Annotated in this window: 19 protein-coding genes; 4 read left to right on the top strand and 15 right to left on the bottom strand. The window is 42.6% G+C overall.

The window, feature by feature from the left end; translation table 11 throughout:
- Positions 1–197: 197 nt before the first annotated feature.
- From LNTAR_RS13475 to LNTAR_RS13430, 9 genes are all read right to left on the bottom strand, one after another.
- Complete coding sequence (locus tag LNTAR_RS13475; protein WP_007279268.1) at positions 198–1,187, bottom strand: hypothetical protein; 990 nt, start codon at positions 1,185–1,187, stop codon at positions 198–200.
- Positions 1,187–1,762 carry an RNA polymerase sigma factor gene (locus LNTAR_RS13470; protein WP_007279267.1) on the bottom strand — a complete coding sequence of 192 codons (576 nt, stop codon included), beginning with the start codon at positions 1,760–1,762 and terminating at the stop codon, positions 1,187–1,189. Before LNTAR_RS13470 ends, LNTAR_RS13475 begins: the two co-directional genes overlap by 1 nt.
- A gap of 536 nt (positions 1,763–2,298) precedes the next feature.
- Positions 2,299–3,009 (bottom strand): prepilin-type N-terminal cleavage/methylation domain-containing protein, encoded by a 711-nt coding sequence (locus tag LNTAR_RS13460; protein WP_007279265.1) that lies wholly within the window; start codon positions 3,007–3,009, stop codon positions 2,299–2,301.
- A 683-nt stretch (positions 3,010–3,692) separates the two neighbouring features.
- Positions 3,693–4,547 carry a hypothetical protein gene (locus LNTAR_RS13455; protein ID WP_157473578.1) on the bottom strand — a complete coding sequence of 285 codons (855 nt, stop codon included), beginning with the start codon at positions 4,545–4,547 and terminating at the stop codon, positions 3,693–3,695.
- Between the two features lie 23 nt (positions 4,548–4,570).
- Positions 4,571–5,206, bottom strand: coding sequence for a hypothetical protein (locus tag LNTAR_RS13450; RefSeq protein WP_007279263.1), 636 nt, complete (start codon positions 5,204–5,206; stop codon positions 4,571–4,573).
- A gap of 876 nt (positions 5,207–6,082) precedes the next feature.
- A complete protein-coding gene (locus LNTAR_RS13445; RefSeq protein ID WP_157473576.1) occupies positions 6,083–6,772 on the bottom strand; it encodes a carbohydrate binding domain-containing protein in 690 nt (229 codons plus the stop codon).
- 546 nt (positions 6,773–7,318) lie between these two features.
- Entirely contained in the window at positions 7,319–7,855 is a 537-nt protein-coding gene (locus LNTAR_RS13440; protein ID WP_007279261.1) for a carbohydrate binding domain-containing protein, read from the bottom strand.
- A 108-nt stretch (positions 7,856–7,963) separates the two neighbouring features.
- Positions 7,964–10,666, bottom strand: coding sequence for a DUF1592 domain-containing protein (locus tag LNTAR_RS13435; RefSeq protein WP_007279260.1), 2,703 nt, complete (start codon positions 10,664–10,666; stop codon positions 7,964–7,966).
- Positions 10,663–11,955 carry a DUF1552 domain-containing protein gene (locus LNTAR_RS13430; protein WP_007279259.1) on the bottom strand — a complete coding sequence of 431 codons (1,293 nt, stop codon included), beginning with the start codon at positions 11,953–11,955 and terminating at the stop codon, positions 10,663–10,665. Before LNTAR_RS13430 ends, LNTAR_RS13435 begins: the two co-directional genes overlap by 4 nt.
- Before the next feature lie 41 nt (positions 11,956–11,996).
- On the opposite strand from LNTAR_RS13430, the gene LNTAR_RS27560 reads away from it, so the two are divergent.
- Complete coding sequence (locus LNTAR_RS27560; RefSeq protein WP_162026400.1) at positions 11,997–12,167, top strand: hypothetical protein; 171 nt, start codon at positions 11,997–11,999, stop codon at positions 12,165–12,167.
- 264 nt (positions 12,168–12,431) lie between these two features.
- Here the strand turns inward: LNTAR_RS27560 and LNTAR_RS13420 are convergent, their stop codons facing one another.
- From LNTAR_RS13420 to LNTAR_RS13395, 6 genes are all read right to left on the bottom strand, one after another.
- Positions 12,432–13,835, bottom strand: a complete 1,404-nt coding sequence (locus LNTAR_RS13420; protein ID WP_007279257.1) for a sulfatase family protein — start codon at positions 13,833–13,835, stop codon at positions 12,432–12,434.
- Entirely contained in the window at positions 13,825–15,300 is a 1,476-nt protein-coding gene (locus tag LNTAR_RS13415) for a tripartite tricarboxylate transporter permease (RefSeq protein WP_007279256.1), read from the bottom strand. Before LNTAR_RS13415 ends, LNTAR_RS13420 begins: the two co-directional genes overlap by 11 nt.
- 4 nt (positions 15,301–15,304) lie before the next feature.
- Positions 15,305–16,537 (bottom strand): tripartite tricarboxylate transporter substrate binding protein, encoded by a 1,233-nt coding sequence (locus tag LNTAR_RS13410; protein ID WP_007279255.1) that lies wholly within the window; start codon positions 16,535–16,537, stop codon positions 15,305–15,307.
- Between the two features lie 352 nt (positions 16,538–16,889).
- Complete coding sequence (locus tag LNTAR_RS13405; RefSeq protein WP_007279254.1) at positions 16,890–17,153, bottom strand: hypothetical protein; 264 nt, start codon at positions 17,151–17,153, stop codon at positions 16,890–16,892.
- Positions 17,154–17,201: 48 nt separating this feature from the next.
- A complete protein-coding gene (locus tag LNTAR_RS25790; RefSeq protein ID WP_007279253.1) occupies positions 17,202–19,118 on the bottom strand; it encodes a protein kinase domain-containing protein in 1,917 nt (638 codons plus the stop codon).
- A gap of 53 nt (positions 19,119–19,171) precedes the next feature.
- Positions 19,172–19,747 carry a sigma-70 family RNA polymerase sigma factor gene (locus tag LNTAR_RS13395; RefSeq protein ID WP_007279252.1) on the bottom strand — a complete coding sequence of 192 codons (576 nt, stop codon included), beginning with the start codon at positions 19,745–19,747 and terminating at the stop codon, positions 19,172–19,174.
- Between the two features lie 416 nt (positions 19,748–20,163).
- Here LNTAR_RS13395 and LNTAR_RS25785 point away from each other — a divergent pair, with 416 nt between their 5' ends.
- From LNTAR_RS25785 to LNTAR_RS13380, 3 genes are all read left to right on the top strand, one after another.
- Positions 20,164–20,832 (top strand): type II secretion system protein, encoded by a 669-nt coding sequence (locus LNTAR_RS25785; protein WP_007279251.1) that lies wholly within the window; start codon positions 20,164–20,166, stop codon positions 20,830–20,832.
- A 111-nt stretch (positions 20,833–20,943) separates the two neighbouring features.
- Positions 20,944–22,233, top strand: coding sequence for a DUF1552 domain-containing protein (locus LNTAR_RS13385; RefSeq protein WP_007279250.1), 1,290 nt, complete (start codon positions 20,944–20,946; stop codon positions 22,231–22,233).
- The gene (locus LNTAR_RS13380; protein ID WP_007279249.1) at positions 22,230–24,911 is read left to right on the top strand and encodes a DUF1592 domain-containing protein; all 2,682 of its coding nucleotides are present in this window, start codon (positions 22,230–22,232) and stop codon (positions 24,909–24,911) included. Before LNTAR_RS13385 ends, LNTAR_RS13380 begins: the two co-directional genes overlap by 4 nt.
- Positions 24,912–24,934 lie beyond the last annotated feature (23 nt).

Raw genomic sequence — 24,934 nt, 5'->3', positions numbered from 1 at the left:
ATTAAAATTATTGCTTTAAATTCTATTTATGTGTTGACCTTATCGCTCTAGAACGAAACGAATGCAGAGTATTGGATTAGACATTAACTGGAGCAGCCGCTGTGTCATGCTATTCAATAATAAGTTAAGGCTCTGACTTATTACGTTTTTATATGGCGTATATCGAAAGTTTTCGCTGAGATTAATTGAGCATTCACTTAGTCAACGGGCGATATATTGATGCTCACTTTATCGAGGTAATGCATCTCAAATTTCGAGGGCCCAGCAAGTAGTTTTTCTGCGTCTCGTATATAAACGGAGAGGATGAGGTAGCGGCTTTCCGCAGGCAAAACAGTCTCGGTTTCTATTTTTTCCCAAGCGCCTTTTTTTGTGAAGGGCAAACGCTTTTGCGCAAAAGTCAAAGATTGATTCATCAACCATTGTGCCGATATCTGCGTTTTGGGCATTTCAGCATCTACGGGTAGCGATAAAATTTGAATGCCATATTGAGTTACTTGATCTGAAGCATTCATAAAATTGGCACTCGCTTTGCAAATGTAAGTTTTATTCGGATCCAAATGATATTTATTTAAATCGAGTAAATAAAAGACATTGCTATTGGAGGCATTTCCTTCTGTAACTTCACCCTCAAAAGTTGAGCTGATCATCTTTAACATTGAGTTGCCATGCAAAGGGCTAACGCCATTTTCCGCGTTAACCACGGCTGCAGTATCACCACCCCATTGATTGGCCTCTGTCGGCACGCCCTGATTATAATAGTCAGGGAGATCTTCAAAACTTTCAAAAAAAGATACCGTCTGTTGGGCTAAGCTCACAAATATATTTTTGCCATAGGCAGCAGAAGTTCCCATAAAACCTATGCACAAGCCCGCTGCCATGGTCGAAATCAACTGAAACCTACGTCGTAGGGAGTTTTTCCGATCATATTTTGAGATATTATCCATAACAGAACTTTCGAGTCTATTGCCCTCTTCTGCACTCTCGAGAATTTTATCAATCTTCAACCAACGGGGTGTACTTGCCTGTACTTCTTGTACTAAACCGTTGAAATACAAGTCGTCGGCCAAATCCTGAGCTAGTTGCGGATCATCTTGCAGGCGTGCCTTTAATTCATTAATGCGATCTTCGCTAAGTTCTTCGCTATCGTGATAGCAAACCTTTAATAAATCTTTCAAGTCTTTATTCATTATAAAGATCCTTCTTCTAAAGTGGAACTTTGAATACATTTCTTCAGCATATCATTGGCTCTAAATCGAGCTTGATATATGGCATTGCGATTCATCTCGAGTTCTGTTTCCAGTGAGTCGAGCCTAAGGCCCCTTAAACCCGTTTGCACAATTTTACTGAGCTTATCAGGTAACTTGTTGATGCAGTGAAGCAAACGCCCCACTTGTTCACTGTCAAGGCTTTGAGAGGCCTCCTGAAGCTTATCTTCGATATTGACAAAAATATGCTCACGTAAATTATCCATGGCATTATTGCGGCGCTTTGTCGTTTTGAAGTGATTGCGAAGGTGGTTATGGGCAATACCAAAGAGCCAAGAATGCATGTTCATTTCAGTATCAAAGGCCTCGAGCTTTTTGAAAGCCGTTATAAAAGTCTCCTGCGCGAGATCATCCACTTCATCCTGCTTGTAGAGCTTGGTCGCCAAATAAGACCTGAGCATGAGCTCATATTCATGAATAATAATGCGGAACTGATTCTTATCACCCGCTAAGATTGCTTCAACTATCTTTGCTACTTCACTATTTGATAAAGCCATAATTAACCCATAAAAATTGTTTTCTTTTCTTACTATTGTACGGCAAAATTCATATCTTATGCAAATCACTATTTTTTTATAAGCTAATTCAAAAGGCCATAAACAACACGATCAGACTTTATTCAGTTTCGGCTCGGTCGGACCTAAGGCCCTATATTTTCCTTTGCCATTTAGTTCATGCAGCCCGCGCTGCATGCTATTGTCGGCCGGACCTACGGCCCTAGGGCTTGAAGCCCGATATAAAATAGCGTACACCATGAGGTGTATGATAGTTGATTCATAATAATTGAGGGCCCAAGCTTGGGTCCGACACTCTATGTCAGACTCACATGCGCGAGGTATTGCCATACGAGCGGACAAAAACTATCCACCCGATTCCTAACACCTAAAGCGTAACGCTACCTAAACACGAAGTGCGCTACCCACGGCAACTTGTTGCCGCCACCTTGAGCGAAGCGATTCCTTAAGCCCTTGGGCGCCACCTTGAGCGAAGCGATTCCTTAAGCCCTTGGGCGCCACCTTGAGCGAAGCGACACCTAATTAAGCGGGACGATAGTGACACCATCTTCTAGAGTTACCTTGTCATGATCAAGTTCTTTTAAACGCCCTACTCCGGCAGCTTCCACATGGCCATCGACAAACCACATGTTTCCCTTTGAATTGTGACGAATATGAATGCCTTTACAGTTGACACCATCTCGATCATCCCAGAAAAAACCCAAGTTCTGCACTAATTGGCCATTTGTTGGGCTGGAGCCATTATCGTCCTCTTTTACAGAATCTGCAAAAAGAAAAAAGTCACTGGCTGAATTCACTTCGGATTGAGCAATATCAATACTTGAAACTGAACCGGTACCTACACCATGGAAAGTCACTCCTTCACGCGGATCCCATTTACGATCCATAGAACCACCATATGTCATTTGAATTTTGTTGTGATTCCAATCATTTAGCCAATCGCCAGGGTAAGGCAGGCTTGGACAAGTCATGACAGCTTCGTTTATGGGTAAGTAGCCTTCATTATACATCACATCAGTCCACCAATTTCCACCTGCCTTTAGCATGAGATTACCTTCATTGTCATCGGCGTAAAAATACTGGGCATTGCCTATTTGCTTAAGGTTGCTTTTGCAAACGGCAGAACGCGCCTTATCTCTAGAGCTTTTCAAAGAAGGCAAAAGTAAAGAAGCTAAAATCCCTATAATGGCCACCACCACTAAAACTTCGATTAGAGTGAATTTTTTCATACGCCAGTGTTCCTCATTATAATCATATTTAACTACAATTGTCTCGAGATTACAACAAATGACAAGAACTTAAGTTTTTTTAAAAATACTTTTTCCATTTTGGGAAATCCCGGGAGCGCCGATTTGTAATCGGCACCCTATTGCGGATTCCGCAGAGATGTTTTTTATAGAACTTTATTTGAACCACGGATCACACAGATCAACACAGATGTTTTTTTTTACATTTTAAGGTCAATTTTTATACTCTTTGGTGGTTCGTTTTTTTTTCTAAAATTAAATGATTTTTTTACCACGGAATATCACGAAAAAACACAGAAAGTTTTGAGTCAGAGTTACTATATGACATTTAATAAAAATCCGTGTTAATCCGTGTTAATCTGTGGATGAATATTTTTATATCTGTAGTTAATACCGCATTGGAATGGGTCGCTGTGTTGCCATGCGGACGGACATAATTTTAGTTCCGCAGTTAGAATGCCGATTACAAATCGGCGCTCCCAGGCTGCTCATAAAACACCTTTTACTTGCCACCTGATTCCTAAAACCTAAGCGAAGCGCTACCCAAGGCAACTTGTTGCCGCTACCTTGAGTGAAGCGATACCTTAAGCCGCTAGGCGCCACCTTGAGCCGCTAGGCGCCACCTTGAGCGAAGCGCTACCTTAAGCCACCTTTAACGCAGCGAACTAAATTGCTGTAGCTTCATGTAAAGTGACGATGGTCTGCTGCTTTTTATTGACAAAAATGACTAAGCCTTTGCCTGTAAGGGTTCCATTATTAATTCTTTTCGTAAGTTTTGCTTTAACATCACCTGAGATAATAAGCTTTGCCTTCCCTTGAATATCGATTTTAAAATCATCGCTAATTTTCAAGCTATCAAAACTGATTTTTCCGCCATGTAAATTGAGTTGGCCATCACCTGTAGCTCTCAGTGTGGCTGCCGTTATAATCCCCGAAGTCATGTTAATTTTCTGATCACTTTTTGAGTGAATCATCAAATCTTTCTCAATTTCAATTTTGCCGGAATTAGTAAAATCGATGCTTTTTGAATCCTTCCGTCCGATACTTAAAGAACTTGTTGCAACACTGCCGGTATTGGAAAAACTACCATTTTTTAAACCAAGGTGATCCGTGGTGATTTTACCTGCATTGGTGAAACTGTGGGTCTTATTCGGAACAAAGCCGATTAACATACGTTCTGACTTTAAAGAGCTGTAGCCATCCACATGAACACTGGAATCACGATGAAAGCCCGTAGTTAATTTTTCGCATTGGATATCTAATTTTATAAGTTCTGCACTTGCACTAATAATGAGGAGGTCTTCCGCTTTACCGGGAACAAGGGTAGATTTGGTGGATTTAAATTTACCCGTTCTCCAATTGCCAGGAGTATTCCATAGCGAGTCACCTGCGTCATTTAAAAAAGTGTATGATCTTTTCTCTTCTTCCAACTGTTCAGGAGAGAGTTCTTTGGCTGATACCTGAAGTGAAAAACTTGATAGAACTGTGCTTAGCAAAAAGAAACGCTTTAGCTTGTTCATTAGAGTCCTTTTATTATTCATGATTATTTTCCTTCCCAAAGGCGTATGTAATCCACCATCAATTTACCACCATCTAGAGCTTTGAAGGTAAATTCACTTCGCTCTTTTAGGCTGACTTGTTTATTTTCGTAAACTTGGCCTTGGCCATTGAGATTGATAATGAGTTTTCCGGGTGTGAATTCAATTGTCATCACATTCCATTCATTGAGTTTGAAAGCGGATTTTTTGTTATCAAAAATCTCCCCTTCAGAAAGGTGAAGTTGGTAACCACCCGGTTTAAAAAAGACTTTGTTTATGTGATGACCAATATCGATTTTTGGACGCGTCTCAAGAACTTCTTTGCCCGTGTACTGAAAACGCAGTGTACAGACAAATTTTTCCGGTAAGTTTTCGAGGCGGATAACCGGTCCCAGACCTAGGTGGTGGTCTCTCTTTAGGGCTTTCATGGCCTCTTCTTTTGTTTTAAAATCGGGTGCCCCCGTTAAAATGCCATTTTTAACCTGCCAATTCTTCGTTCTAGTTTGCCACCACTTAGAGTCCAGAGCTTGCTCAAAATCATCGCTGTACAAGAGTTTGCCCTCTGTAAAGAGTTCTGATTTAAATTGCTCAGCACAGAGGCTGCTCATCATCAAAGCCAGGCTTATCAATATTTTCTTCATGTTTTATCCTTTCTGAATTGTTGTAATTCATGATTGTCGTGAAAGGCTAAGCAAATGACAGCGTCACAATAAAAATCGTGCATTTTTGAAAATGTAGGATGATAAAATCAATTGATAATTTCTTGAAGTGCTTTTTTATAGAACTATAATTTAACCACGGATCACACAGATTAACACAGAGATCTGTCACTACGTTCAATGTAGCGGCAACAAGTTGCCTTAGGTAGCGCTTCGCTTAGGTGGCGAACTGCGTTCTTAGGTATCGCTTCACTCAGGGTTTAACGAAACTACACAGGAAACTTGAGTCAATTCAATTGTGAATGGACAATTGATAATGGAGAATTTCTTGAAGCTAAGGGAGCTGGGAGCGCCGATTGTTAATCGGCACCCTGTTGCGGGCTCCGCAAAGATGTTTTTTATAGAGTTATAATTTAACCACGGATCACACAGATTAACACAGATGTTTTTTAACTGACACAATTCATTTTAGTACTCTTCTGTGCTCTTTGGTGGTTCATTTTTTTATAATATTAAATGATTTTATTTAACCACGGAAAATCACGAAACAACACAGAAAGTTTTGAGTCAGAGTTACTATATGACAACTACTATGTTTAATAAAAATCTGTGTTAATCCGTGTTAATCTGTGGATGAGTAATTTACTTTTTTTCTTCCACTTATGCCGATTGACAATCGGCGCTCCCGAGCTGCTAATTAAACACCTTTTACCTAATACCTTAAACCTAAGCACGAAGTGCGCTACCTAAGGCAACTTGTTGCCGCTACCTTGAGCGAAGCGATACCTTAAGCCGCTAGGCGCAACCTTGAGCGAAGCGGTACCTTAAGCCCTTGGGCGCCACCTTGAGCGAAGCGAACTAAATATTGATAAATACTTTTTTAGGGCTTATAGCTTCATCTTTTTCAGGGGCTGCTTGTTCCGCTTCATTACTTTTAGCCGCTTCCGCTCTTTTTGCAGCTTCTGCTGCTTTCGCTGCTTCCGCTCTTTTTGCAGCTTTCGCTGCTTTCTCTGCTTTCAATTTTGCAAACTTCGCTGCTCTTTCCGCCTTAACTTTTTCAGCTTTTGTGAGGGTCGGTTTTTTAGCTTGAACCGGGACGGATGTTGGAGCCTTTACTTGTTCAATGACTCCCTTTCCATGAATTTTCCTCGGATTTGGGACTTGCACAAGTTTAAAATCTTTGAAAATTAAATCTCCTTGGAAGGCCCCTAGAGAAAAATCGAAAACAGCTTTTGCCTGTGCATCAATTTTCTTCGAAACTTTAAAAGTACATTTGTAAGACTGCGGCTCTTTTTTTGTAGTAAAGCTCCTCTTCAAGCCCAATTGTTGCGGCTTAAGTTTTTTACTTTGTATTGATTCAGTTCCATAACCTACAGATACTTGCCCTTGACCTTTAGCAATTGCCGTGAAAGATAAATGATAAGTTTGCCCCACCTGTAATTCTTTAGCAATTGTCATTCTTAAATTATTGGCTTCTGAGGCTTGCTTAATTGTGAAAGAAATTTGTCCCTCATCATTAAAAGTTTTTACATACTTAAAACCTTTCAAAATTGAAACCTTCATATCCCTTTGGGGATCGAGGTCCTGAAAAAGGTTTTCAGCTTGAATAGGGCTCAAACTAAAAACGACGAGGAGAAGAATTAGTTTAAATTTCATTATGTTTTCCTTTACTTGCCTTTTTCAAAATCTTTATATTTGATTGTTGTGGAAGGCTAAAGAAATGACAAATCAGTGCATATTTTTTAAAATTTCGAGTGACTAAACAATGTCTTAAATTAAGCTTTTTTGGTGCTAAATCACGCACGCTAAAGCGTGAACTACGTACAGGATAATTAAATTTTTAGGCGGTAGCCCGGTAGAGCCACATTCAATTGAGAATTGAGAATTGAGAATTTCTTGAAGTCTTTTTAGCTGGGAGCGCCGATTGACAATCGGCACCCTATTGCGGACTCCGCAAAATTGCTTTATTCGTGGATGAATATTTTATATAGTAGTTAATACCACATTGGAATGCGGAGCTCCCAGGTGTTGCCACACGGGCGGATATGATTTTAGTTCCGCAGCTAGTGCCAAGCTGGTGCTTGGCGGTCCCGGTTACTTAAGTTCTTCGATTAAGCCCTTTTTAGAGATCTTCCCTGTGTGATCAGACTTGACTAATTTGAGGTCTTTTAAGTTGAACTGTCCCTTAAATTCCCCAATAGAAACAATGAAACTCGCTACGGCATTTGACTCTTTTTTCTCAGGAACTGTAAAAGTGCACTTATAGGTCTTCCATTGCGGAGCTGCACTAAAGATGGTTCTTAAACCTAAAACTTGAATTTTACCTTTAGGGGGACGAGCTGCATAAGAAACATAAATATCACCTTCTCCTTTGGCCTGTGCGTTAAAGGACAAGTCATAAGTCTGCCCTGTTTTCAACTCTTTTTCTGTAGAAATCCTAAAATAGTAACTCTCTGAAGTATGTTTGGTAACAAAGCCAATCGCCCCCTTTTTGTAGGTGGGTTTGATTTTTGAGTACTCATCTGTTCTTTTAATTTTCCAATCCTTTTTGACATCAAATTTAGCAAATAAATTTTCTGCATGAAGTGAGCTTACACAAAGTAAGCTCATAACTATAAATAACTTAAACATCTCTTTTCCCTTTATACTTTCTATACAAGTAATTCACATGTCTCTTACAGCTCGGCACAAGCGGTCTTGGTTCTTACAGCTCGGCACGAGCGGTCTTGGTTCTTAACCTCACTTGGATTTAAATTGTTCAGTTTGAACTAGGCTGTGGATAAAGTCACTCACGGCGTAGTTATTCTTTTTTGCGGAAGCCACAATTTGCGAGGCGAGTTCCTGATCGGTAAAGGCATAAGAACGCCCTAAGCCATAAGAGATTAAGGCCTCGGTAAAACCGCGGGCAAAATCGTCTTGCTCGTCGTAAATGCGGTCACGCATTTCCAAGAAGCTGGCAAATTTTGGTCCCTTGTGGAATTTACCGGAAGGATCGATCTTCCAGGTCATCGCTTTTTTTCCTTTAGCATGGAAATGCTCTTCTGTACGCCATTTACCCGAAGCACTGAAGTTCTCCATACCAAAGCCGATGGGGTCGATCTTGCGGTGACAGCTGGCACATTGAGGTTCCGCCTGATGGGCTAAAAGTTTTTGGCGTGTGGTGAGCTTATCTCCCTTAACTTCAGAAAGTTGCGGGACATTGGCTGGTGCAGGAGGTGGTGGCTGATGAAGCAAGTGGCGGAGTACCCAGGCACCGCGTTCCACGGGGCTGGATTCCAGACCATCACTACCCATGGCACTGATCGCTGCCGTACCTAGTAGACCACCACGAGGTGAGTCAGCTGGTAATTTAACTTTGCGGAATTCATCGCCTTCCACGCCATCGAGTCCATAATAAGTACCGAGCAGTCCATTGACCATTACATAGTCACTTTTGATGAGCTTGCCGAGTTCACCACCCTCATTGCCACGCATGAGGTGGGAAAAGGATTGATAAACTTCTTGACGAGCTGCCTCACGGGTACTATCATCAAAATCTCTGTGCAAGGCCACATTGAACTGGAAGAAGTCGAGGCGCTTCATATCGAGCCATTGGTGAACTAAACCGGCGACAAATTTATCTGCACGAGGGTCAGTAATGAGGCGATCTACCTGCTGTTTCAAAATTTGCGGATCACGCAATTTTTTCTCTTCTACGAGTTTGAGTAATTCTTCATCCGGTGGACTGCTCCAAAGGAAGTAGGATAAACGCACGGCTAATTCACGATCATTCAAAGCACGACGTGACTCATCCTGACCCGGTTCGTTGAGGTAGATAAAACCCGGTGAAGCCAAAATAATACTTATAGGCTCAGCTAGTGAAGGAACTAACTTTCTCCAATTTACGCGTAACTGTTCCTTGTTTCTTCTTTCTCCATCATAAATTTCCATGAGCTGATCAATGTATTTTTCCGAGGGTTCACGACCGCGCATTGCGGATTTCGCAAATGCTGTCAAAAACTTGCGAACCTGCTTAAATTCAGTCATAGCCGTATGACTATTTGTAGAGGAAATAACAGGATGCGATTTTAAAGTCTTATCCAAAGTAGTTTCTTTTTGAGCAATGGGTCCTTCTATTTCAATCCAGTCAACCCAAATTGAAGGAGGAAGGCCATAACCATTCTTTTTCTTAGTTGCCTCATAAATTTTTCTTAGAGCCGTGTTCTTACTTGGCTGGCGTTCCTGAATGGCAAACTCATGGGGTGTACTACTTGAAATATTAATTTCTGTTTCGATGAGATTGGGGTTCTCTATACTTCCTGAAACGTGGTGAGTACTCATAACGTCAGCAAGGCCTGAACGCACATGGTTTGTTCTCTGTGGGTGGCCGAGCTGAATAAAATGGCGGAAGTCTTCCGATCCTTCAACAACGCCAGCTTTGATACGCACTTTATACTTACCTGGTCTAAGAGTCCCTTCCGGTGGCTTAATCAAAATCCGATTGGTTCCCCATACGTTTTTCAAGTAAGTTCCTCGATCATTATGAGGTAAATCTAGGTAGTGTTTAAAGTAAGCATAGGATCTATTTTTAACGAGGTTGCCAAAAGTGGCTCGCCTATGATCGCGGAAGCCATACTTGTTGGGGTTCGGCATTCCTTTAAGTTTGTTTGCTTGTCGATAAAATTCTATGTTACCGGGGACGAGCTTAGGGTCTTCTTTTTTTAGTTCATCCATTATTTTTTTGTTTTCAGGTAAAGCGGCAACTTGATCGACTTCTGCTATCCAGGCTTTGTAGTTGAGGTAAATATCATCCATCTCCTCTAACTCATTGTAAAGAAAGGGATTTACCGTTTCCTCGGGCTCGACACGAAAGACCATGGGGCTGCTAAAGGCCTTATTCTCACGAAGTTTAAAGGCCTCTAAAACGGCGGTTTTTCCCATTTTTAGGTACTGCTCAAACTGATCACTTGATAGGAACTGAGTGGAGCCCGAAGTATCGTAAGCACCTCCGCCACCATCTTCCGGCAGGGCTTCAACATCCACCGTTACTCCCAAGATCTCCTGCATAGTGTTCTGATATTCACGACGATTGAGGCGACGCATGGTGATTTTTCCACCTGAATCGGAAAGAACTTCACGCGCTTTTACCATAGTGAGTGCCAGTTCATCCAGGAACTCAGCCTTTTCATCATTCTTTGGCTGTTTTTTATCTTCCGGAGGCATTTCACCCGAATTCATAACATTGAGGACTTTTTGCCAGGTCTCAGCCTGCTCAATGGTCTTGATATGAAAATCCAGATCCTCAAGGTTAATTTTACCTTCCTGCTTTTCCTCATCGTGACAATTGAGACAGTAATTGGCGAGGAAATCGAAGTTTTTCTCGGCTAAAATAGCTTGAGGTGGAGCCGCTTGCATACTTAAACCAATAAATAAGCACGACAATGTACTAGTTAATTTTTTCATGCCATGAGCTCCTTAATCGTTCCAGTGCTATCGCCGTGGCTATTGACCTTCACACCGGAGGCCTGAAGCATACTGAGCCATACATTATTAAGTGGAGTATCTTTTTTAGCCGCAATATGCTGACCGAGCTTGAGATTTTTATTACCACCGGCAATTAATGTCGGGCAGTTATCCAAATGGTGAATTGAACGGATATTAGAACCAAAAGCCAATAGAGTGTGATCAAAAAGGCTTGATCCATCGGGTTCTTTCACTGCTTTGAGTTTATCCATGAGTCCCGCGAGAAGTTTAGAATGAGCTAAGTCGCGCTGTTTAGAGGCTTCCTCACGATCACCCGGAGAATAGTGGCTCACATTGTGGGAACTTACTTCATAACCAAGGCTATTGAGTAAAGCTTGCCCGGGAAGACGATAAGTTAGAACACGTGTATTATCGGTTTGAATAGCCGCCACCATGAGGTCGTACATGACTTTTATTTCATCTATACCTTCCAAGCCAGCTCTAGGTTCCGAAAGCGGTGCGGCTGTTTTTGGGACATCGAGCCACTTCTCATCTTTGGCGAGACGAACTTCAATATCGCGAATACTCTGGTAGTACTCATTCAATTTATCTGTATCACCCTTACTGAGCCCACGTTGTATGCCTTTAGCATCAGTCAGTACGGCATCAAGGACGCTGCGTTTCTTGGCAATCGCTTTCTGACGCTCGGGCAAAGGTAAAGTGTCTTCTGAAAAGAGCGCATGGAAAAGTTTATCTGCACTATCGAGACCAGCTACCGGTTTACCTTGATCATTCCATGCTAAGGAAAGACCCGGCCCATGACCCTCGTTATTGGCACGTTTACTATCAATCTGAATGGAGGAGAAGCGTGTATTCTTGCCAAATTGTCTAGCTGCAACCTGATCTGCAGAAATCGTGTTATGAAACTTTTGACCCGGAACTGCATAACGATTAGCACCTGTGAGCCAGAAAGTACTGCCCCAATGCGCTTCATTAGAATATTGATGTTGACAACCCTGTATAATTGCCATGTCATTTTTGTGACGTTCAAGCGGTTTAAGCCCCTTAGATAATTTATAATCGGAGCCAGTATCATTAATATTGGGAAACCATGTCTTGTCAGTTACACCAAAGCCGATACTCATAAAAAGTAGACGATTTGGGGGCGTGGCCGGCTTTTGAACGCGACTGGATAAACGGCTGTCATAGCCTAGGGATTCTAGTGCCGGCAAAGTAATCATTGCACCAGCACCACGTAAAAAATGGCGGCGGTTGATATTTGTCTTCATTGCTAAGTCCTAATTATTTTATGATTTGCCCTACAATTATTGTGAGTCAATTAAATGTGACAAAATCATGGTTTTTTTATAAGAAATTCTTTAAGATTCAGTATCGCTATGCTCAAAGTGGCGCGGTGCTTAAGGTGTCGGACTTCGTCCTCAAGGTTCACTACGTTCAAAGTGGCGTGGAGCTTAAAGTAAACAATGATGAATTACCTTGAGCCGAAAGCGATACCTTGAGCCGAAGGCGATACCTTGAGCCGAAGGCGATACCTTGAGCCGAAGGCGATACCTTGAGCCGAAGGCGATACCTTGAGCCGAAGGCGATACCTTGAGCCGAAGGCGATACCTTGAGCCGAAGGCGATACCTTGAGCCGAAGGCGATACCTTGAGCCGAAGGCGATACCTTGAGCCGAAGGCGATACCTTGAGCCGAAGGCGATACCTTGAACCGAAGGCGATACCTTGAGCCGAAGGCGATACGACCTACATCGGCGCTATGCGTTCGGAGCCCACATCGGTAGTGTGAATCACATGATTGTGAAAACTTTTGAGTATCATGCTATTTTTGATTTCTGCATATGCAGGATTATCCCATTGGTTTTCAAATTCCCATGGGTCGTTTTTTAAATCGTAGAGCTCGCCGAGGTTTTTGTCGTGATAGATGGAGATCTTATAATCGCCTTCGCGGTACATAGTCGCGAAAGAACCATCACCACCGGTAAAGTTCATATCCAGTCCGTCAAAGTATTCACAGCGAACTGCATCGCGAATATGCTGACCATCACAATCGCCTTTTAAAGTTGGCATCAGTGACTGACCTTGGAAGTAGTTGGGCAAGTCTACACCGGCCACTTCTAAAAGAGTTGCAGACATATCAAAGAGTTCCACAAGTCCATCTGCCACTAGGCCTGACTTAAATTCTTTAGGATAAGTGATGATGAGTGGAACTTTCACTAAACCTTCGTAAAAGCGACAGCCCTTCCACATCAAACCGTGATCACCTAAAGTCTCGCCGTGATCAGAAGTGAAGACGATGAGGGTATTTTCTCTCTCACCGATATCGTCTAAATGCTTTAAAAGTCGAGCCAATTGATCATCAATTTGCGAGATCATTGCGTAATAATTCGCTTGAGCCTGGTAGGCGTCGTGACCTTCCGGGGTCTTAATTTCTCCTTGGAAATCACAAACAGAGAGTTTTTCCTGCTGAGCTAAATCGCTCTCACGGAAATAAGGACCGGGCATATCTTCGGCACTAAATTGCTGCGCGTACTCCCGGGGTGGAATAAAGGGGGGATGGGGGTCGTAAATATTGATATTGAGCATCCAGGGCTGATCCTCATCGCGTTTGCCGTCAATAAAGTCAATAGCCATATCCGTGGACCATTTGGTTTGATGTAAATGCGGGCGCACACGCTCAGGTGAATGCCTCATTTCATCCAGGTCACCGCCCTGCTCTTTTACCCAATCAGCATAATCGTGACCGCTCTCCCAATCGTCACGGGGAGCATGAGAAAACTTCCAGAAAGAAAAACCATCATCAAGCCTGGGCTCAGTTCTTCTGCCGGAACTCAAGAGGTGAAACTTACCAATCATGCCACAGTCATAACCACTATCGGCAATCATTTTGGAAATCAAGGGTGGGTGATTAAAAGTATCGTTTCCATTACGAGTATTGTGCGCACGCGAGGGATAGAGACCCGTCATAAAGCTGGAGCGGCTAGGAGTGCAAATGGGACTCTGACAATAAGTATTGACAAAGCTCACACCCTGCTTAACGAGTTGATCAATTGTTGGAGTTCGGACGTACTCATTACCGAGTGCAGCGATGGTATCAAAACGTTGCTGGTCAGTACAGTACCAAAGAATATTAGGGCGTTTATTGGGCATTTTTTGTCTTCTTGATTTGTTTAATAAAAGAAAATGCGAGCATCGCAACTGTTAACACAAGCAATGTACATGCAATAGGCTGTTTAAAAATCGGCATGAAACTCCCATTGTGACTCATCAGTGCTGTGCCAAGGTTTTCCTCGGCCATTGGCCATAATACAAAACCAATGATGAAGGGAGCGAGCGGGATGTCGAGTTTGCGCATGGCCAAGCCAACGAGGCAGAAGAAAAGCATGACCCATACATCGAACATGCGATTAGATAAACCATAAGAACCAATGACACAAAAAACGAGGATCGCCGGGATGAGGTAAGTCTTAGGGATCTTTGCCAACTTAGAGAGCCAACCCACACTCATAACCATAAGTCCGATCATCATGATATTTGAGATCAACATGGCACCGGTTAAAGACCACACATCGTCAGGGTGGCTCGTCATCAATAAAGGACCGGGCTGAAGACCGTGAATCACCATGCCGCCAAGTAAAATAGCATCCACCACGCTACCGGGGATTCCCATGGCCAGCAAGGGAATGAGTGCGCCACCCACAGTTGCGTTATTCGCAGATTCAGAGGCGACTATGCCCTCCTCACTGCCCTTTCCAAATTTCTCCGGTTCTTTTGAGGACTTCTTCGCCAGTGTGTAAGCTGTTACTGAACCCACATTTGCTCCAATTCCCGGGAGTACACCAATCCATGTCCCCAGAAGCGATGATCTGAAAATGTTCACGCCATACTTTTTCCAGTCAGCGAGGGACATCCACATTCCCGTGGGCTTATCGGTAATTTCTTTAATTTCACCATCTGTCTTCCTAAGCATTACAACGACTTCCGCTACGGCGTAGAGACCTATCATCACCGGAAGAAGTTTGAAGCCGTCATTCATTTCGGCAAAACCAAATGTGAGACGAGATTCACCACTGGAGGGTGAAAAGCCCGGCATCGAAAAGAGCATGCCAATAAAACCGGAAAGAAGTCCCATGAGCATGGATCTTCCCACGAGGGCAATCAAGGCCATAGCCATCATTATTAAGGCAAAGAAGTCAAAGGGACCAAGGTGATGTGCGAACTTCGCAACGGGTGCGGCGAGTGTGGCAAGGAAAACCCAGGAAATGAGGCCGCCCATGCCGGAAGCGCATATGCCAAGACCTAAGGCTCTACCGGGATTGCCGCTAGCCGCCAGTGGGTAGCCATCCAAAGTCGTCATTATAGATGATGGCGTACCGGGCATTTTTAAAAGCGTCGCGGTGATGAGGCCACCACTCACAGAGCCCACGTACATGGCAATGAGCAGAGCTAAGGCATCGGTGCCATCCATGGCGAAGGTTAAGGGCAAACTTAAAGCAATTAACATGGCACCGGTTAAACCGGGAATGGCCCCTACGACAATACCCAACCAGGTTCCCAGGGCTAATAAGAGTAAAGTTGATGGAGAAAAGAGGTATTGAAGAACTTCAGCATTCATAATATTATCCCGGTAAGTCCACGACTAAGACACGTGTAAAGAGAAAAAAGAGCCCAAATGAAAGGCTTAAAGAAAATATGGCGAGTTTGAGGTATGCCGGTTTTTTACCCTCGGCAATAATTAGGCCCAGCGCAAAAACAAAAGCACTGCTCACCAGGGGGTAAGAAAGTGATGTTAATGATAAAATACAGACATAGACGGCGCTCAGCGCAAAAACTTTCAGAGAACGGGCATTCCACAGGGGATCTTCTTTTTTAACTTTATTCTTCTGCAGCATCGCCAAAATAGCTAAAAAGACAACAAAGCCAAAAATCCACCGTTCAAAAAGAGGCAGTACATCAATTTTACGCATAGATACTTTGCTAATACTTTGCTCGCGATCGCTGATTTCCCTATTTAAATCGCCCCCACTCAAAGTTAGCGATTCAATCCGGCTAGTTTTCATGAAGTTCTGCATGTCTTCAGACTGCATTGCCGTGGCAATTACTTCCGACATTTTGTTTTGAATTGCTTCCGGAGTTCCCTTGGGCATCCACCAAAAATTCATAATAGAAGATTTCATATCAAAGCCCTGCTCAATGGCAGTTGGTAAATCCGGCACTGCCGCATGGCGCTCTTGGGAAAATATGGCTACAGCCTTGAGACCACCATCTTTATAACGCAGGTATTCGTCGATGGAGAAAACACTCATATCCACATGTCCACCCATGATCGCGCCATAGCGTTCAGCTCCGCCGCCATATTGAACAAAATTAAACAGGGTTCCCGGTTCCGTTTTCTCTAAAATGAGGCCGGCAAAATGACTTGGAGCCCCGATGTTAGCAGCAAAATTCAATGCATTGGGTGATTGCTTGGCTTCAGCCATTAATTCCTTGAGTGAATTGAAACGCGACTCACTTTTTACGGCAATAATATTGGGGCTCTTACCCGTCGCAGCTACAGCCTCAAAGGCTTCGGCACCATAAACTGCCTTGCCCGCATGTTTGGCAGTCAAGATGCCTTCGTGAAGCATCAGCATTGTGTAACCATCCGGACGTGCATGACGCACTCGACGACTGCCAATAGTCCCGCCTGCTCCGCCGACGTTAATAACCACTAAGGGTTGATCCAGTAAGTTTTCCTTTTTAATAACGCGGATCAATTGACGCGTAAAGGTATCACTACTGCCACCTGCACCAAAAGGAACGATAACTTTGACCGGGCGTTGCGGCCAATTTTCAACATTGTCAGCGCACAAACTGAAACATGTAAACAAACAAATTAGACTTTGGATAAGCGGCATTCTAAATCTTGGAATAAGGGAAAGGCTTGGCATTTAAAACCTCGTCAGTCCATATAAGGTTTTCTGTTTTAAACGATATTTCATCATCTTTGAGTTCCTTAAAATTTATCAACTTTCCCAAGGATTGTAGTGAAATTTCAAAGCGTGACAGATCAATTAAAAAAAAATGTGGATTTTAAGCATTTGCACAATTGTATATGTATCTTAGCAAAGCACGAATCTTTTGAAAAATCTTCAAGAACTTGTACCAGGGAGAGGATAGATCTAAAGGACAAAGATTGATGGCCCTTTCAAATTGAGCACATGCTTAACTGTCATGGTATCCGCCGACAGAATAAGTTGCGCCCTGCCCGTACCGATCCATTTCACTGAGTGTAATTTTCTTCCACGGTTTTTCTAATTCACTAGCTCTTTTTGATCTGTCATGAGCAGGAAACAGCTCCGGATCAAATGCCGTTTCAATTTTGGAACTTATTGATGCTTTACCCATGCTGATTTTTATACTGGCCCTCACATCACTTCCCGGTACGACATAATCCAAGGAGACTTTATAACGGCTTGCAGTGACCACATTTATGTCCCAGATAATTTTATCATCCGGATTAGGACTTGTGAAAATTTATTTACGAAGCAATTTCGTTTTAGTAAAGGCATATTTGTGTACTGCCTGTCCCTCATCCAGAAGCAAAGTCGCTACTCTTTGAAAAGAATCCATATTTGGGTGCCTCGGGAAAGCTTTAACTAAAGCCATTTCCTTCACGTCACAGCCACGGATATTTAATTCTGTAAAAGTAAATTGAGAAATACTACGAATGTCATGCAATTGCAGATGACCGGATAAATCGAACTTCAAGCCCATATACCACCCCCTTAGTTTACCATTGATTGGAGTTTTATTTTCCTGGCTGAGCAGCCAGTTCAGATCTGCCTCAATTTCTTCAATTTCATTGCCCGCAGTTCTTTCTGTATTGAGGATGGCCCAGGTAAATACCTGGGACTTAAAGATCATATACCTATCAGTACCTAAATATTTTTTCACTAGGGGGCAAAGCTCCTGAACACTTAAAATCCTGTGGGAATTCAGGGCGACTAAATCTGAATATAATTGCATAGTCAAGACAGTAAATTCTTCGGGTTTCTTGACTAATAAGTCATGGCCTCGAGACAATTTTTCTTTGGCTTCAGAGAACCTCTGCTGCACACAAAGAGACTTCGCCAAATATGAGTAGGACCTAAAATCACCTCCATGGAGTACATGAGCTGCCTCATAAGCTTCCACAGCCTGAGAAGGTAGAAAGCGGTAATAGTCTGTCCTAGCTTTAAATCTATAACTTAAGCTGGCTTCTCTTGATATTTTTTTATTCATATCGAGTAAAGTTTCAGATTTCTCTAAAGCTTTAGTCGTAAGCTGTTTTTCCTTTCTCAAACTCTCAATAAAGACCAGTGAACCAATAACTATCACAGAAACAAGCATTATAGCCAGCAGACAAATACCTTTGTTTCGTTTATAAAGAAGAGTCAACTGCTTAGCAAAGGAGGCTTCCTCGGCCTCAGTCAAAAAACCGTTTCGGTAAGCATCTATATCAGAAATAATTTTTTCAACCGATTGGTAACGCTCTTGCGGATGTAAGCGCAAGGCCTTCATGCAAATGGCTTCCAAACTTTCCGGTATGACGAGGTCCGGTCTTTTTTTACTTGGCTTCACATAATGGCCCGTAAGAGTTTTGCTAATTATTTCCTTGACATCCTCACCGTCGATAGCGTTTTCAAGACTCAGTAATTCATACAGGATAGATCCGAGGGCGAAAATATCACTACGTTCATCTTTCACCGCATCGCCTCCTTTAGCCTGCTCTGGAGACATGTAACCCGGGGTTCCTTTGATTTCTCCACTAAGGGTATAATAGCGCTTGCTGAAGTAGTCCAGGCTTTCAATCAGGGATACATCCATATCATCATTATGACCAATAATCGCTGCTAAGCCCCAGTCACAAACAACAACGTCACCAAAGGTGCTCACCGTTATGTTATCGGGCTTAAGATCTAAGTGAGCTATACCGCGTGAATGTGCGTAAGCTAGAGCGTCACAAACTTTGAGTAAAATATCTATTCGCTTGGGAAGTGGATAATCTTTGAGAGTTTGCGGATCCTTATTGATGAGCTTATCAAGGATGTCTCTTAAACTAAGTCCCTTAATCAATTTCATGGTAAAATAAGGCTGTCCCTGATCATCTAGACCTATGTCGTAGAGTGGAACAATATTTGGGTGCTGTAACATAGCTGTAATACGCGCTTCTCTCAGAAAACTTTCTACAGTTTGTTCATCTTGAGGGTTCTTAAGTACAGCTTTAGCAATGACGCGTCCAGAGACTGTATCTTCCGTGCGAATGATATTTTTCATCGATCCCGAACCAGTTATTTCCGGCTTCTCGTAACGATTTTCAACGTTCCACAGTGAATAAAGAAGGCTATTTTCACGACCATCTTCCTCAGCCAATTTGTAAAGGCTTTTCCAACTGTTTATCTCGTCGTCCATCTTGATTAGCTCACCTGTTATTAATGGGGAATAATTCGGAATTACTTGTAATTTCAGCCTAATTCACGCTTCAGTTGTTGAATCTCTTTAAGCATTTTTTGAGTAATTCTTTTTTTGTTAACTGAGATCGTATTTCTGGGGATAGATAATCTTTCAGATATACTATCTAATGACTCACCTTCCATGAGTGCTTCAAAACTTAAGCGAGCGTTTTCAGACAGATTAGTTTTTATATTACCCCAAGCCATTTTAGTAATAAAATCGATCCATTCCCTATCAGATATTTCTTCAATTTCAGGTGAAAGCATAGTTGGGATTTCAATTTTTTTATCTAATTCAGCTCTGCGCCTAAATTTTCGTCCATGATTGCACACCATCGATTTAGCCACTCGACACAACCAATAACGGAAACATCCTTTCTGTGGTTCATAATTGAATTCCGGAAGTTTTTTCCAGCAAACAAGCAAAGTATTTTGCACATAGTCTTCAATTTCATCATGCTTCACGCCAAAACTTCTAATGACGTGATAAATATAAGGCCGGTAGATTTTTACAAATTCATTCCACGAGTCTTCGCTGTGCGTATCTTTAATTTTTTGAAGTAGCGTTTGTCTTGTGTAATGTTCCATAAAACTCCCGTGCAATCGCTAAATACTTGAATGCTGTACTTATTCTCATGCTAAATTTACTCAATGATTGTCGTGAAGTTTCATAATCTGACAGTAATTAGATATTAAAATAACTTATTCACTTGAGATCTCAAACCTTCTGTCACTTGAAAGATATGGTCATCTGTCGCATCTAAAGAGCCTCGATATAAAATCCTTGTTAGCTGTTTATATCTCGCGGAGTTCGCAATTTTTTTTTTCAATTTCGTAGTCGCTGCCTGAGTGGAGAATGAAAAAATATTGTTTCGCGTTTGAGCTGTATCGTCATGATAGCTTATCAGGTTACAAATGTTTTTTTGAAAATTTTTTACTCAATCTGTCATTAGCTGAAATCTCACAATTATTTATATATAAAAACAAATAGGGCTTTGCATCTTATGAAGAAGTTTACTTTGATAGAAATTTTAGTGGTAGTGGCCATTATCGGAATTTTGGCATCATTGCTTTTACCTTCCTTGAGCAGCGCTCGTGATAAGAGTCGCGCCTCAGTCTGTAAAAATAATCTCAAGCAAATTGGTATTGCGGCTTATTTATATGCGGATGATAATGAAGGAAGTTTAATTGTCAGCCGTCCCGGAAATAGCCATGATGGCTGGTGGGCAAATGTCATGTATGTAGATGGCTATTTACCTATTGCCAAGGGTGCCATGACTTGTCCTTCGATGCCGGTGAGTGATGCGGAGTGGGCAGCTAGTTATAAAGCAAGGGCTTATGGAGTAGTTAGAGACAAATATAGCAATCAACGTGACGGTGTTAATATGGAAACAACTGATTTACGCTTTGTTAATCCTCCTGAAGTAGAGTCGGCGAGCGAATTTTTTCACTATGCTGATTCAGCTGCCAAGTGGAATGGCGAGTTCTATCAGGCTGTGGCTTTTTGGTGGGACCGTTTTCAGGCCACCCAAGGTAGCATTCATCTTCGCCATGATAATAGACCAAATGTATGGTTTATTGACGGCCATGTGCAAGGACATAGTATAGGCTCTTTAGGTCAATTGGGTTTTCATGGTGGGTGGACTAAGGATCAAGTCCAACTGCCATTTTAAGGGAGACTTTAATAAAAAAAACCACACTCAGTCACCTTGGCTCTTAAGCCTCACCATCAAACCATCTTTCAAGAATTATGACCACGTTTTTATACAACTCAAGGATAAATTATGAACGCTAAAATCAATCGTCGCAATTTTTTACGGGGATCCGGTGCACTTATTGCACTACCAGGCCTGGCTTCAATGAATTATAAAGCCAACGCAGGTACAAAGAGGAAATCGACCAGAGCCCCCAAGCGAGCTATTTTTATTAGTATGGGCTTTGGCGTTACTCAGGAAACTTGGTTTCCGGACCTGACTCAAAAAGGTTCTAATTACACACTTCCGCTTGGTTTAAAACCTTTGGCAAAGCATAAATCGGATTTCACCGTTGTACAGGGTTGCCGCCATGAGCATCATTTTGGTGCCCATAACGGCAGTACTAATTGGTTGACGGGAGCTAATCGCTACGCTATTCCAGGTCAGAATATGTCCAACAGCATTTCACTTGATCAAGTCATTACTCATCAAGTTGGACATCATACCCGTTTTTCTTCTTTGCCCCTGGTCGGTGATGACGATTTTAATGGAGGTCACGGCCCAGGTTTGTCTTTGTCGTGGGATCAAAAAGGGAAGCCAATTGGCGGGATTAAGGACCCAGTTCAAGTTTTTCACAAGCTTTTTTCGGCGGATGATATGCCATTGGAACAACGTCAGGTAGCCATCGCTGAGAACCGCAGTGTCTTAGATACCGTTTTTAAAGATGCTAAACGGGTTCAGCGTGGGTTATCCATAGACGATAATGAAAAGTTGGATGAGTATTTTCAGGGTATACGCGATATCGAGATCCGCTTGAAAAAAGATGAAGATTGGCTCACCGTACCTAAGGCAAAAGCACCCTTGATAGAGCCTCAGTTCGGCTTAAAAGGGAAAGATGAAATCGAAATGATCTACAAGCTTATGACTGCCGCACTACAGACTGATAGTACCCGAGCCATCACATACCAATTACCAGTTGGAACCCTTCTACAAAGTATTGATGCGGGTTTCTCGCCTCATACAGTTAGTCACTATGCACCCGGGCCACGCATGGAGGCCTCACAAAAAAGAGATAAAGCTAATACTCAATTATTGGCCGGTTTGATCGACCAGCTCAAAAGAACTAAAGAGGCCGACGGCACCAGTTTATTTGATAATACAACAGTCGTATTTGGCGGTGGCATAAGAAGTATTCACTACATCGAAAATGTTCCAACCTTAATTACTGGCAGAGGCTCAAACCTTAAGCTCGGCCACAACCTTGTCTTACCTGAACACACGCCACTGTGTAATGTTTGGCTCACCTTACTGCAGGGAATGGGGATAAAAGCTGACAGTCATGGCGATAGTACCGGCATTATTAAGGAGCTGCAGGCATGAAGAAATTTCTTATATCTTTATCCTTGCTAGGAACCTATAGTTTACAGGCTGAAAAGGCCGCCCTCCCTGAAAAGAATTTTGACTTCCTAGCCAATTATTGTCTCAATTGTCATGGTGAAGAAAAGGAAGAAGGTAATGTAAATCTTGAGGATTTGGATTTTAATATTCAAACGCTCCAAGGAGCAGAAACCTGGCAAAAGGTTCTCAATGCACTCAATTCTGGAGAGATGCCCCCTGAAGATAAAAAACAGCCAAAAAGCCATGAGAAAGCCGACTTTTTAGACGACCTTTCCAAGACTATGGTGACGGCACGCAAAGCGTTATCAGATTCCGGTGGTAAAATCACCATGAAGCGTCTCAATCGCCGCGAGTATCAAAATACTATCAAAGAATTGACTGGAGCTACAGTTGATGTGGATACATTACCCACTGACGAAAGTGCGGGCAGATTTGATACCGTGGGTTCTTCACAGTTTATTTCCAGTGATCAATTCGAAACCTACCTCAAATTGGGACGTTCGGCAATCGATGAAATGTTTCTTCGCCAAAGTGTAGCTCAGGAGAAATCTAAGCTTTACCGAGTCGAACCGGAGAAGGTGTTTAACCCTCAAATAGATAAATTTATTCAAAGTAAGGAAAAGACTTATGCTCAGTTTAGGAAGTGGCAAAAGGTTGTTGATGAGCTGGCCAAGGCTCCCGAAAATAAAGAAATCGTAGAAAATATTTATAAGCAAAAGCCTAAAAATAAAAAACTTCCGCGTGAATACGATTTGTATCATAGTGCCCATAAATTGAAAGGTGCCCCCAATCACAAAGATTTTGGTTTTAAAGAAGCCTGGCATCCGGCGACAACATTTCGTTTTATTCATACTCAGAAGGACTTTGCCCTCTACAAACATTTTGCCTCTTTACCTAAACGCGATAGCGGTTCTTACCTGATGGTTGGTAAAGGTTATGGACGTGTTGATATTGGATCAGAGGACTTAGTCCCGGGTAGCTATACTTTACGTGTTAGCGTGGCTGCAATTGAGCGCGAACCTGCACATCGGCGTTATATCGATATAGGTCACCCGCAGATTCAAACAGGCTGGCAATTCGGTTTATTTCCAGGAAAACCGATTGCCACACGACAAGTCACAGGAACTATGGATAAGCCACAGATCATTGAAGTCCCTATTGAAATAGATTCTAATACAACTAAAGAGTTTAGCGTACAGGAGAAGCAGCATAATGACAGCGTGAAGGCGAGCTGGGGAACTATTGGTGAGTATGCCAAGAAAAACGGCTACGGCATTCCTCCGGCAATCTGGATTGATTGGCTAGAGCTGGAAGGGCCTCATCCTCCTAAGAAGACTCCTGCATCGCAAATGGATTGGTGGGTTCAAAATAGCAGTTCCTTAAATGAAAGCGATCGTGCTCGTAAAATTCTCAAGCAGTTCAGTGCAAAAGCTTTTCGCGGCGTAGCTGCTGAAAAGGATTACCTAGATGGCTTGGTAAATATATTTAAGCTCCGCCGTTCTGCTGGTGAAAGTTTTGATGTCGCTATCCGTAAGCCTCTTAGTATTATTTTAGCCTCACCGGGTTTTCTTTATTTTAATGAATCCAGTACGGGAGAGGGGCGTCGTAAACTCAATGATCGCGAGCTTGCTGTGCGCCTGTCTTACTTCCTCTGGAGCTCGCCTCCCGATGAGGAACTCATGAGCCTAGCTGCAAAGAAGCAACTCACTAAGCCAGATGTATTGAACCGCCAGGTCTTACGCCTCATCGCAGATTCCCGTGCAGACAAATTTGTCTCCGGTTTTCTTCATCAATGGTTAGATATGGAACGCCTCGATTTTTTTCAATTCGATACCACCCTCTATCGTGAATTTGATGATGCCACCCGCGAGGCCTCACGCCAGGAAGTCTACAAAAGTTTTGCCTACCTTATGCGCAATAACAAAGCAGGGCAAATTGCTAAACTCTTAAACAGCGATTACGTCATTATAAATGCACTGCTGGCAACCTACTATGGTATTGAAGGTGTGACCGGCGATGAATACCGTAAAGTCAATTTACCGAAAAGCTCTCCCAGAGGCGGACTTCTCGGTATGGCGGCGATTCATGCCATGGGCAGCGATGGGGCTGAAAGCAGCCCAGTTGAGCGTGGTGCCTGGGTTTTGCGTCACTTGCTTAATGAACCACCACCACCGGCTCCGGCAAATGTACCTCAGCTCTCGGCTGTTAAAGGACAAAACCTGACGACGCGTCAAAAACTTTTAGCGCACCAGGCTGAACCTCAATGTGCTAGCTGTCATAGAAAGATTGACCCCATCGGTTTTGGCCTAGAAAATTTTGATCCCGTGGGGAAATGGCGTGACATGGAATTTGCAGTTTTGAGTGGAGGTAAACGTAAAGTCCAAAGTAAGAAAGGACATAAAATTGATCCGGCCGGGGCATTCCATAATGGGCCCGCCTTTAAGGACTACTTTGCGATGCGTGAACTTATTGGCAAACGCGAAACAGACTTTGCCCAAGGCTTCACCGAACATTTGATTGAATATGCCTTGGGGCGTCCTTTTGGCTTTACCGATCAGGACCTAGTCAATAAAATCCTTAACTCAGCTAAGTCAAATGACTACAAAATCAGCTCTTTTATTCAGGCTTTAGTGAGTAGCGAAGCCTTCCATCAAAAATAACTTAAATTTATTAGGAATAAGAT

The organism is Lentisphaera araneosa HTCC2155 (assembly GCF_000170755.1).
GTDB classification, from domain to species: domain Bacteria; phylum Verrucomicrobiota; class Lentisphaeria; order Lentisphaerales; family Lentisphaeraceae; genus Lentisphaera; species Lentisphaera araneosa.
The sequence above is the reverse complement of the archived record's forward strand: the minus strand, read 5'-3'. Positions and strand labels throughout refer to the sequence as shown.